Below are 12,204 nucleotides of genomic sequence, written 5' to 3' on the forward strand. Positions count from 1 at the left end.
GCTCTCCCATTCACCGCGTCGTACTTCCGAGCATGCTTAAGCAAAACTCACGTTACTAACCACACATTTTCAACAACTGTAGGGTATAAGTAAAAGCATCTGCGATCGCTTACACTATCTAAGCTATTAATTAAGTATTAATAGCCTGCTTAAAATACCTGTAACGCAAAATATCTGAAATGAAGGTCCTTAGCTCGCTATATCAACTCAGTAAATCTTCCTTAGTTCTATGAGACCTCTCGTTGTTGATTTAGATGGCACATTAATTAGGACTGATTTACTCTATGAGTCAGCTAATCATCACATCGCAAAATCTCCTTTTCAAATTTTCAATCTCATTGCTTGGGCGAGCAAAAGCAAAGCCTATTTAAAGTCAGCTTTAGCGGCAAAATACAACATTCACGTCGAATCACTGCCCTATAACGAAGACTTACTGAGATGGCTACGAAGCGAAAAAGCGGAGTCTGGTCGAACAATTGTTTTAGCAACCGCCAGTCACCATAAGCTCGTTGAGGCGATCGCCGAACATTTACAAATTTTCGATGCTGTCTTTGCGACAAATGACAATCTCAACTTAAAAGGAACTAAAAAACGCAATTTACTCGTTGAAAAATTTGGCGAAAAAGGCTTTGACTACATAGGCGACTGCGAAGCGGATTTACCCGTATGGCAATCTGCCGAAGAAGCGTACATTGTTAGTTCCTCAGAGTCTTTTATCAAAAAAGTACAACAGCAATGCAACGTTATTGATGTCTTTCAATCTCGGCAAAAAAGTTATTTAGCGAGTCTCGCTAAAGCCCTGAGACCCTACCAATGGGTCAAAAATGTTCTGTTATTTCTACCACTACTAGGTTCTCATTTATACGGCGACTTAAGCCTCGTCATAGCAGTAGCAATGGCCTTTGCCATGTTTAGTCTGACGGCATCGAGTGTCTATCTTCTCAATGATTTAATCGATGTAAATGATGATCGCCACCACCACCGTAAGCGCAAAAGACCCTTTGCCTCTGGCGCAATTTCGCTATTAGATGGCTGGCTAATTTGGCCTTGTTTATTGGGGATAGCTTTTCTACTCGCATTTCTTCTTTTGCCCCCAGCATTTATGCTTGCGCTTGGTGCCTACTATTCTCTGACACTGACCTATTCTCTATTTCTCAAACGCCGTCCTTTAGTCGATGTCATTTCATTGGCTGCTTTATACACTCTGAGGATTATCGCCGGAGCTGCAGCAACGGGGATTGTGCCATCCTTTTGGCTTTTGGCATTTTCGATGTTTGTGTTTTTATCCCTTGCTTTTGTAAAGCGTTTTAGTGAGCTTTATGCGGCTAAGAAAAAAAATAAAGGCAAAAAATTACGGGGGCGGGGCTACTCTCAAGATGATTTAGAGCTGGTCTCCACCATGGGGATTACAAGTGCTTACATGTCGATTTTGGTTTTAGCCCTCTACATCCAAGACCCCAACACGATCAATACCTATGCTTCCCCTAAATTAATTTGGTTTGCTTGCCCTTTGATGTTGTATTGGGTTTCCCGGATTTGGTTGATTACCCATAGGGGACATATGCATGATGACCCCATTGTTTTTGCCCTTAAGGACAAAGCGAGCTGGGTGACGTTATTTAGTTTCCTTGCAGTTTTTGGGGTGGCACGGTTTGGGGGCAATCAACTGATACTCGGCCTATCAATGGTTGGTGTTTTGGTGGCGATCGCCACCGTTGTGTATCTTTCCGGCCACCTGTTGAGGAAGGCAAATAGAAACTCTGCTGGATTCCAAATTGCTGCACTGTATGGGCTTTTTGCGATTATCGCCACGACTGCCAATATTGGCACTCAAGCTTTAGTCATCACCATTTACACCGGCTCCTATGCTGTGACGCTATCGATCCTTGCCGGTACAGCCGTAGGTTTACCGATTAAATACATTTTGGATAAACTATACATTTTTAAATTTAAAGCGAAAAACTTGGCTCACGACAGCAATTTATTTTTCCTTTATGCCTTTATGAGTCTGTTTACAACGGCTTTATTTTGGGGGACAGAATATCTTTTTCATTGGCTTTTCCATACGGACGCAATGCGATACTTGGGAGGCGTTATCGGTTTGATGGCAGGTTATACCTTGAAATATAGTCTGGATAAACGCTTTGTTTTTGTTGATAAATCCCCAGCTTCACAGGAGAAATAATCATGGAATCAGTTTCTTCTTGGGGTCTGTTAAGCGCCGATCCCCATCAAGTCATTCGGTTGTCTGCTCCGGATAAAGTTAGCCATGATTTGCAGAATACTGGGCAAAAAGGTATTGCCTACGGTAATGGCCGTAGCTATGGTGATATTTGTCTGAATCCCCACCGAACATTATGGCAAACAAGGGGGCTCAATCGTTTTGTTCATTTTGATACTCAAACAGGGATTTTGATCTGTGAGCCGGGTCTGTTGTTAAAGGAGATTCAGCAGTTAGCAGTTCCTCGGGGCTGGATTTTGCCAGTTACGCCGGGGACTCAATATGCAACGCTTGGTGGGGCGATCGCCAACGATGTCCATGGCAAAAATCACCATGCGGCGGGTACTCTCGGGGAACATGTACGCCGTTTGAAAATGGTGCGTACAGATGGAGAGATTATTGAATGTAGCCCTAGCCTAGAACCAAAACTTTTTGCTGCAACAGTCGGAGGCTTTGGTCTGACGGGTGTGATGATCGAAGTAGAAATTCAGCTTTTGGCCGTTGATGGCCCTTGGTTTAATACTGAAACGATTCCCTATGATAGTCTGGATGAATTTTTTGAACTCGCAGACCAATCTGAAGCGGATTGGGACTACACAGTGTCTTGGATTGATTGTTTGTCCGGCAGTAAAAGTCGTGGCATTTTTATTCGCGGTAATCATGCCAAAAATATTGAGCGATCTTTACCTCAACCCCGCAAGTTGAGCATGCCCTTTGTGCCGCCTGTTTCTTTGGTCAATCAACTCACGCTTAAACCTTTTAATTTCGCCTATTACAATCTGCAAAAACAAAAGCAAGGGCAAGCTATTACTCACTATGAACCTTTTTTTTATCCCCTCGATAATATTTTGAAATGGAATCGGATGTATGGTTCTCAGGGATTTTTCCAGTACCAAAGTGTTGTGCCGCCTCAGTACCAGCGGGATGCCACTGCCGCCATGCTCGACGAAATTAAGTCTTTTGGGGAAGGGTCTTTTCTCGCTGTTTTAAAAACTTTTGGCGATCGCCCAGCCGTCGGTATGATGAGTTTTCCCCAAGGGGGAGTAACCCTCGCCCTAGATTTTCCAAATAAAGGCGATCGCACCCATGCACTGTTTAAACGTCTCGACAATATTGTCCATGAAGCGGGTGGCCGAATTTACCTAGCGAAAGATGCTCGCTTAACGCGGGAGCTATTTGAGCGAAGTTATCCAAATTTGTCAGAATTTCTCACATATCGAGATGTGGGTATCAGTTCAGCTTTATCACGCCGACTAATCGGGAGTTAAGACAAACTATGAAACGAATCGCTATTATTGGTGCGACATCGGCGATCGCCGAAAACTGTGCCCGACTATGGGTGCAAGTAGAACCGGCAAATTTAGTATTAGTCGGTCGTAGTGAGGAACGCCTAGCGCGGGTCGCCAATGACCTAAAGGTACGCAGTCCCGAATCTGAGATTCAGATCTTAGAAAGTGATTTCCTTGATGCGGCAGCCGTTAAGAGTACTGTCGAAAGTCTTTGGAGCGCAGCACCTGTCGATATTGTTTTAATTGCCCATGGCTATCTCCCGACCCAAAGTGATTGCCAAGAAAATCTTGCAGAATGCCGTAATGCTCTGGAGATTAATGCGATTTCCCCTGTTCTCTTCGCCGAGGCTTTTGCTGACCAAATGGAAAAAGTCAATCAAGGGGCGATCGCCATTATTGGCTCTGTTGCTGGCGATCGAGGCAGAAAATCAAATTATGTTTATGGCTCAGCAAAAGGACTAGTAGACCGCTATGCCCAAGGTTTACAACATCGTTTTGCCGGTACAAATCTAAGGGTTACGCTGGTTAAACCGGGGCCAACAGATACACCGATGACTGCTCATCTAAAGGCTGAAGGCGCAAAACTCGCTTCTGTAGAAACGGTTGCGGCGCAAATAGTCAACGCTATAGCCAAAGGTTCTCCAGTCGTTTATTCTCCGACAAAATGGCAATTAATTATGGCGATTATTCGTAATTTGCCAGCACCAATTTTCAACAAATTAAATATTTAAGGTGATAACTCGCGTTTCTTTGTCATCAAAAAAAATTATTCCCTCACAAAAAAAGTGGCGATCGCCACCTGGACAGACCAAACTGCCATAACCCTCGCAACTATCCTTAAAGCCAGCCCCGAAAGATATCCCCACAACTACCTCTATCGCTATGTGCCGGGGCCCAATAGCAATACCTATGTCCGCTGGATTCTCCATCAGGCTGAAATCGATTTTCCCGTCATTCCGAAGGCGATCGGGCAAGATTATCGACGAATTTTTTGGCATTAATTTAGAGATGTCTGCCCTATATTGATCGAATCCTTTAGACGAATTAGAAGTCTGTTTATAATCGGGACAGGGTACTTGAGTGAATACCACAGGCTGGCAATATCATGGTTCAATTGCAATCCAACTCCTATACTGCACCGACGCGCCAACCCCCCAAAGTTGAATGGATTCGTTTACCCGAAGATTACCCAATACCTGATGACCCTGTGGAAAGTATTCTGCAACCATTCCTTGCCGCCGCTTTAACAGAATCCCTTGATTTAGCAGGTCTGGTTCAGCCAGAGATTATGATTGCCTCCAATATGGCGATCGCCGTCCGTATCGATGGCAAAACGGTTCTTAAAGCGCCAGATTGGTTCTTTGTCAGTCAGGCAGCACCGTTACCTGATATGGAAATTCGTCGTCGCTACACGCCTCACCGTGATGGCAAAGTTCCAGAAATTGTGATGGAATTTCTATCTGAAGAAGACACCGCCGAATATTCGATTCGACCGGCTTTTCCCTATGGCAAGATGTGGTTTTATGAGCGCATCCTTCAAGCTCCGATTTATGTAATCTTTGATCCAGCCACAGCAAATTTAGAAGTACGCCAGCTCAATACTGAGGGCATTTACGAAAAACAAGAGCCGAACCAAGCGGGACGCTATTTCCTTGAACCACTGAATTTAGAGTTGGGGATTTGGCAAGGCAAACGCTTGGAACAAGAGGCATTCTGGTTGCGGTGGTGGCAACCTGATGGTGAATTATTGCTTTGGGGTGCAGAAAAAATTGCGCTGGAACAACAACGATTGGAACAGGAACGACAACGGGCTGATCAAGCAGAAGACAAATTAATAAAACTCAAGCGATTTTTGACAGAGCAAGGCTTAGAAATACCTGAATAAAAGCTTTTTACCTTGGAAAGTTTTTAGGGAAGTGTCACACTAAAAAACAGTTGTATTAGACGAAAAAAATAGTATGAAAATTCAAGGGATTGCCCAAGCGGCGGCGGATTGGTCTGGGGATGCGATCGCCCTCGGCTTTTTTAGCAGTGAAGAAGTCATTAGTCTGCCAGAATCTTTGGGGGCGCTAGATCGTAAATTATCTGGTGCTGTAGCCGAAATTTTGGCTGAAACAGAGTTTAAGGGTAAATCCGGTAGCACTTCTCTCAATCGTATTGGGGGCAGTGCGGCAATTAAAAAAGTATTATTGGTTGGTCTCGGTGATGAAGACAAATGGGACAGCAAAGCAGTTCGTTCCACAGCGGCGGCGATCGCCCATGCTGTGAAGTCTGACAAAAAGATTGCAACCTTGGCTGTTAATCTTCCTGTGTCAGAAGATGCGGCAACGACAGCCCAGATGATTACCGAAGGAATTACCTTGGGACTCTATACCGACAACCGTTACAAGTCCGGTGATGATATCGAAGAACCTGCCCTTGAAACTGTAGACATTCTCGAAATCGGTGACCAAAGTGCGGCGATCGCCCTCGGCACTACCCTGTGCGAAGGTACAATTCATGCCCGTGAATTAGTGAATTCTCCTGCCAATGTCATTAATCCTGTAACCCTTGTGGCATCGGTCAAAGAACTGGCTGACGAATATGGCCTTGAGTTGACTGTATTGGGGCAAGCGGAATGTGAAGCGCAGAATATGGGAGCTTACCTTGGCGTGGCAGAGGCAACGGATCATCCCCCCCAATTTATTCACCTTGTTTACAAACCCGAAGGTACTCCCCGCAAAAAAGTGGCGATCGTCGGTAAAGGTCTAACCTTCGATTCCGGTGGCTACAATATCAAACCCTCTGGCCCCAGCATCGCCATGATGAAAATGGACATGGGTGGCGCGGCTGCAACCTTTGGCGCTGCCAAGGCGATCGCCGCACTAAAGCCCGATGTGGAAGTTCATTTTATTAGTGCCGCTACCGAAAACATGATTAGTGGCAGTGGTTTGCGCCCCGGTGATATCCTCACAGCCTCTAACGGCAAAACCATTGAGGTCAACAATACCGACGCAGAAGGTCGTTTAACCCTAGCCGACGCATTGGTTTACGCCGAAAAACTTGATGTCGAGGCGATCGTCGACATTGCCACCCTAACCGGAGCCTGTGTCATTGCCCTTGGCGACGATATCTGTGGCCTATGGGGTGACGATGAGCTAGCCGATGCCATTACTGCCGCGTCCGATAAAGCCGGTGAAAAATTCTGGAAGATGCCCCTCGAATCCGCATACTTTGAAAGCCTTAAATCTCCCATCGCCGATATGAAAAATACTGGTGCACGGGCTGGCGGTTCCATCTCCGCCGCTTTATTTCTTAAGGAATTTATCAATGACACACCTTGGGTGCACCTCGATATCGCAGGGCCTGCCTGGTCTGAAAAAGAAGCCGATATCTACAGCAAAGGTGGTACAGGTTTCCCCGTTCGTACCCTTGTCCATTGGGTTTTGAGCTAGTGTATCGATTGTGAGTTTAAAACTTAAATATTTGAGGGGGAAATGTGACTGATTTATACATCATCATTTGCCCCTTTATTTCTGTGCCCAAGTTAAATATTATGGCGATTAATACAGGCAAGAAAATTTTCAAAACCAACAATTTTTACGAGATTTTCATCAGTAATCCATCGAGATAGCTCTCCTGATAAATACCACTCCCTTAATGTCCAACCAGTTGTCCCTAAGCGATGATTATCCTCCGTACCACCGAGAACTAAATAAGCAGATTGATAACCGTACTGTTTACAGGCACGAGCAAGCATGATTACTTCAAAGGGGATTTTTTCCTCAGCTGTGCCATTGGCTTGTTGCCATTTTTTTGATACTAAAATTTTAGAGCGATCGCCTTTATAAATAACTAGGTCAACAATATGTTTTCGCCCATTCGGTTTGCGGCCAATATACACTTGTTTTCGATAACGGTAATTAGCATGTTCTAAGGCTGGCAAAACCGTTTGCTCAAAGACTTTTCCTGTACTAGTATCGCGAGCCATAAACTATTTCTCAATATTTTTTAAAGCCAACATTTCCATGGCCGGCGTGCGATCGCCGTTGCAGGAGATTCGTCTTGGTGCTTTTAGGGTCCGGGTTGTGAATCCCAAATTGCGATATAGCTCTATGATCCTTTCTGTAGCTTGGTTTGAAGCGACGACAGGCTGAGTTTGCTGTTGGAGCCATTTTGCGAGACGGACTTGATCTTCCCAGCTAAATCCACCTGCTGAATATTGTCGAAAGTCTACATCATAGGGCGGATCGGCGTAAATAAAACTTTGTTTGCCAATGGTGATTTTTTCAAAATCTCCCAGTGTGAATTGCCAGTGCTTGAAGGTGCATTGATAGTTAGTAAAATCTTGTCGATAGTTGATTTTTTTATAGCTTCCGAAGGGAACATTAAAGCCGCCTTTTTGATTAAAGCGACACAGACCATTAAATCCCGTACGATTTAAATAATAAAATAGTGCTGCTGCTTCTTTATTGCGCCATTTTTTTGTGGAAATTAGTTCGTTAAATCGGTCTCGGTTTTTATAGTAAATATCTTCATTATTGGCCATTTCTATTTTGCAAATTAATCCCTTTTTTAGCCAGCGGTAAAAGTTGATTAGATGGGGATTTACGTCATTGAGAATGGCTTTTTGGGGTGCTAATCCAAGGGCGATCGCCAACCCACCACAGAAGGGTTCAATCAGCTGATAATCATCCTTGTAGTCTTGCCAAATATCTTGCAGAATCGGCACAAGCCAACGCTTACCGCCAGCCCATTTGAGGGGAGGTTTTAAGTTTTCTGGATTGACCATTGCTCAGACAATTAAAGGCTCTTCATTATGACGCATTAAGTACAGTAGAACCAGCTTAAGCATGGTGCTAGTTGGGTGGCGAGGTGATCTGGCCTTGTTGAAATTTTCGAACGAATCGCTTGTTTATTCAGGCGTGTCTGAGGGAGGTGTTTCGGAGGAAGATTCTGAATTAACGCGCAGAGGCTCAGCGGGAATGTTGATCGTCGGTTGGGGTTGCGGTGGTGGTGCTGGTGTAATTGGGGTGATGGGCTGTGTTTCTATTGGAGTAGGCTTGGGAGCTGGCGCTGGGGCTGGCGTAGGGGCTGCTGGCTTGGGGGTTGCTGGCTGGGTGACGGGGATTTCGGTGGTTTGGCGATCGCCACTGCCATTGTTAGTACTATTTTGGGGAGTCGGTTTGGGTTGCGCTGGCGTAGGCGATGGGGGAGTGCTATTGCTAGGGGCTGGCTGCTGGAAGGCGGCACAAAATGATGGCTGATAACGGTAACTGACATTGACGAGATAGTTACGATTATTGCCGTCAAAACGGGCGTTGCGAATATCGTTGCTTGCCTGATTATCTAGAGCATTGGAGCCAGAACTACCATTCAAACTCCATTGACTGGGTACACCGCTGGGGGTGACGACAACGTTATAGCTGGCTGTGCCACTCGCTTGGGATGAACAAGCTCCCCTCGGATAATTCCCTGTAATTGAGCGGGTGACGGTGGCGGTATTGGCGGCGGTTTGGTCGGTATTTGCTGATGATTGGGAGCGGGGTAACAGGGCTGCCGGATTGCTGGGGCTACTGAGATCTCGGGGCTGGAGTAATTCTGCGCTAAAGCTAATGCTTGGATCTGTCGGTGAAGAATTTCTTGGGGAAAGGGCGATCGCCGCCTCCTCTTCTAGCTGCCGTTGCCGTTCTAACAGTGAAAGGGACGGTTGTGGCATGCCGGGATTAACAGAAAAAACCTGCTTGTTGCCATCGCCGGAAACAAAATTAGGCGTTGTTAGGGTTTCTTCCCCAAAAATTGTTGTATTTGCCGAATTGGGAACATTTGGGGGGGGCGGCAAAAAACCATTGATCACCGAGGGCGGCGGCGGCGCAAATCCAGAAAAAGTACTGTTAATCGGTGGTGGACTAATGGGCACAAAGGAAAAATTAGTTTGCCCAAAACTTGGTGCACCCGGGACAGGAAGATTATTTGTGCCTTGTGAAAATTCAAAACCACCTTCTAAACCAGTCGAATTACCGCGGGCATCGAACTGGGGCACAGCCGATAGGTCAATATTAAAATTCGGGTTATTTTCAAAGACCGATAGGTCAATGGGCGGCGCATTGGTCGGTAAGCGATTTTGCACATCGGCGGGCAGATCTACTAATCGCACGATTTCTTGGCGACCTTCTGAGGCGGTATCGTCTGCCTCTGACCAACTGGGTAGGGCGATCGCCGCAACGAGATGGAGCGCAACGGAACCGATAATGGCAATACCGTAGGGATGACGGGCATAATTTCCCATCACCTTCAGGCTCTGGGTAACTTTTGTCGTGGAATGGGAAAAAGATATATTCGTCATTAAAAAAATCCTACTATGGCACAGAAAATCATCAAGCAAATAGACCGAATGCCATAGGCACATGTTCGATTTTAGCGGATTGATTTTAAACTTTGGCAGAACCGTGATTCGTTACAATCAGGTCACATAAACTCTCAAGATTTCGCTAAAAAAAAGGCCGCCTATATGACCAACCGCTTGGCAGAAACCAAAAGTCTCTATCTCCGTAAACATGCTGAAAATCCCATTGATTGGTGGTATTGGTGTGATGAAGCCCTTGCCAAGGCGAAAGCTGAAAATAAGCCGGTTTTCCTCTCGATTGGTTATTCTTCCTGCCATTGGTGCACGGTGATGGAAGGGGAAGCTTTTTCAAATCAGGCGATCGCCGATTATCTCAATGCCAACTTTGTGCCGATCAAAGTGGACCGCGAAGAACGCCCGGATATTGACAGTATCTATATGCAGGCTTTGCAACTAATGACTGGCCAAGGCGGTTGGCCCTTAAATATTTTTCTGACACCCGATGATTTAGTCCCGTTTTATGGCGGTACTTATTTTCCCCTCAGTCCCCGCTACAATCGCCCTAGTTTTCTTGATGTATTGAGTGCCATTCGCCGTTTCTATGACGAAGAGCCAGAACGTCTGGAGGAAATTAAAGAAGAAATTTTTACGATTTTAGACCGCTCCGCGAAGTTGCCTCGTGTTGATCTCGCCCTTGACCAAAGCCTCCTCGAAAAGTGCATTGAGGCTTGCACCGGCATTGTTGGGCGCACTTCCCACGGCCCTAGTTTCCCCATGATTCCCTACGCGGCGATCGCCCTACTGGGTAGTCGTTTTACAGAAAATACAAAATATGACGGCAGCGCCATCACAAAAAAACGAGGCCTTGATCTTGCCCTCGGCGGCATCTACGACCATGTCGGCGGTGGATTTCATCGCTATACGGTCGATCCAAACTGGACAGTGCCCCACTTCGAGAAAATGCTCTACGACAATGGGCAAATTACCGAGTTTCTCGCCAATCTCTGGGCAAATGGGACAACAGAACCCGCCTTTAAAACCGCCCTTGAAGGAACCGTGGCTTGGCTCAGTCGGGAAATGACAGCCCCCGCTGGTTATTTTTATGCAGCGCAGGATGCAGATAGTTTCCTTGATGCTGGCCCTGGAGAGCCGGAGGAAGGAGCCTTTTATGTGTGGAATTTTGATGAATTACAAACACAGTTATCGGCAGCAGCCTTTCAAGAATTACAAACTCATTTTTTCATTGAACCAGACGGTAATTTTGAGGGGAAAATCGTTCTAAAACGTCGCGCTTCTACTGAAATTTCTGACCATTTGCAGGCCGCCCTCGACCAACTTTTTACGGAACGATATGGCGGCGATCGCCGATCCCTTGAAACCTTCCCACCAGCCCGCGATAACGACGAAGCGAAACATACCGATTGGCCGGGCAGAATTCCGGCAGTGACCGACATGAAACTCATCGTGGCGTGGAATGCCTTGATGATTTCTGGTTTAGCGAGAATTTATGGTGTCTTAGGGTTAGAAAAAGCTTGGGATTTGGCGGTAAACTGCACTAATTTCATCCTGAAAACCCAGTGGCAAGAGGGACAGCTTTATCGTTTAAATTTTGGCGGAGAACCCGACGGCATTGCCCAATCAGAAGACTATGCATTTTTGATTAAGGCGCTGCTAGATTTACAGGCAAATAATCCAACTGAAACCCACTGGCTCCATCAGGCGATCGCCCTCCAGTCAGAGTTTGATGCCAAGCTCTGGTCAGTAGAAACGAAGGGCTACTTCAACAATACCGAAGCCACAGAACTGCTCGTACAAGAACGGAGCTATCAAGATAATGCAACCCCCTCAGCCAATGGTGTTGCTGTTATGAATTTAATGCGTCTGTTTCTCCTCACCGCAGACCTTGCCTACCTCGACAAAGCAGAGCAAACTTTACAAGCCTTTACCACCGTATTCGATAAATCCCCCCAGCAAGCTCCCTCCCTGATCGCCGCTCTAGATTGGTTCCGCCACTGCACCCTGGTCAAAAGCGATGGCGATCGCCTGAAGGCCCTGACCCAAACCTATCTCCAAACAACCGTACTGAAACCCACTGCCGAACTCCCCAAGGACAGTATTGCCCTAGTTTGCCAAGGCCTACACTGTCTCGCTCCCAGCCAAACGGACGAGCAGCTCCACCACGCCATCACTGCAAGCATGATGCGCACTTGAACCCCATTCAGCCTGGCAGTCGGTTTAATCTGTATTAACTTAACCTGAGTTTTGCTTAAGGGTGCTCGGCAATACGACGCGGCGAATAAGAGAGCGAGAGATAGGGAGATGTTTTATCCAAACAATCCTAGGGGTCAAAAAACGCAAATTTTCGTTGG

10 protein-coding genes are annotated in these 12,204 nt (G+C 46.2%); 7 read left to right on the forward strand and 3 right to left on the reverse strand.

The features are described 5' to 3' along the window. The first annotated feature begins 229 nt into the window (after positions 1 to 229). The 6 genes from NIES208_RS17790 (at position 230) to NIES208_RS17815 (ending at position 6,944) form a co-directional block, all read left to right on the forward strand. Positions 230 to 2,185 carry a UbiA family prenyltransferase gene (locus NIES208_RS17790; protein WP_075894331.1) on the forward strand — a complete coding sequence of 652 codons (1,956 nt, stop codon included), beginning with the start codon at positions 230 to 232 and terminating at the stop codon, positions 2,183 to 2,185. 2 nt (positions 2,186 to 2,187) lie between these two features. Next, a complete protein-coding gene (locus NIES208_RS17795; RefSeq protein WP_075894332.1) occupies positions 2,188 to 3,489 on the forward strand; it encodes an FAD-binding oxidoreductase in 1,302 nt (433 codons plus the stop codon). Between the two features lie 8 nt (positions 3,490 to 3,497). After that, complete coding sequence (locus NIES208_RS17800) at positions 3,498 to 4,241, forward strand: SDR family NAD(P)-dependent oxidoreductase (RefSeq protein WP_075894333.1); 744 nt, start codon at positions 3,498 to 3,500, stop codon at positions 4,239 to 4,241. A gap of 54 nt (positions 4,242 to 4,295) precedes the next feature. Continuing rightward, the gene (locus NIES208_RS17805; protein ID WP_225875348.1) at positions 4,296 to 4,511 is read left to right on the forward strand and encodes a DUF3750 domain-containing protein; all 216 of its coding nucleotides are present in this window, start codon (positions 4,296 to 4,298) and stop codon (positions 4,509 to 4,511) included. Between the two features lie 104 nt (positions 4,512 to 4,615). Continuing rightward, positions 4,616 to 5,395: a Uma2 family endonuclease gene (locus tag NIES208_RS17810; protein WP_075894334.1), complete on the forward strand. Its 780-nt coding sequence runs from the start codon at positions 4,616 to 4,618 to the stop codon at positions 5,393 to 5,395. A gap of 73 nt (positions 5,396 to 5,468) precedes the next feature. Then, positions 5,469 to 6,944, forward strand: coding sequence for a leucyl aminopeptidase (locus tag NIES208_RS17815; protein WP_075894335.1), 1,476 nt, complete (start codon positions 5,469 to 5,471; stop codon positions 6,942 to 6,944). 92 nt (positions 6,945 to 7,036) lie between these two features. Here the strand turns inward: NIES208_RS17815 and NIES208_RS17820 are convergent, their stop codons facing one another. From NIES208_RS17820 to NIES208_RS17830, 3 genes are all read right to left on the reverse strand, one after another. Further along, positions 7,037 to 7,480: a PD-(D/E)XK nuclease superfamily protein gene (locus NIES208_RS17820; RefSeq protein ID WP_075894336.1), complete on the reverse strand. Its 444-nt coding sequence runs from the start codon at positions 7,478 to 7,480 to the stop codon at positions 7,037 to 7,039. 3 nt (positions 7,481 to 7,483) lie between these two features. Continuing rightward, entirely contained in the window at positions 7,484 to 8,281 is a 798-nt protein-coding gene (locus NIES208_RS17825; protein WP_075894337.1) for a DNA adenine methylase, read from the reverse strand. 123 nt (positions 8,282 to 8,404) lie between these two features. Continuing rightward, positions 8,405 to 9,835 (reverse strand): TonB family protein, encoded by a 1,431-nt coding sequence (locus tag NIES208_RS17830; protein ID WP_171971807.1) that lies wholly within the window; start codon positions 9,833 to 9,835, stop codon positions 8,405 to 8,407. Positions 9,836 to 10,000: 165 nt separating this feature from the next. Between NIES208_RS17830 and NIES208_RS17835 the strand changes: the two genes are divergently transcribed. Beyond that, entirely contained in the window at positions 10,001 to 12,046 is a 2,046-nt protein-coding gene (locus NIES208_RS17835; protein WP_075894339.1) for a thioredoxin domain-containing protein, read from the forward strand. The last annotated feature ends 158 nt before the right edge of the window (positions 12,047 to 12,204 follow it).

It is taken from the genome of [Limnothrix rosea] IAM M-220, assembly GCF_001904615.1.
In the GTDB taxonomy this organism is placed as follows: Bacteria; Cyanobacteriota; Cyanobacteriia; order Cyanobacteriales; family MRBY01; genus MRBY01.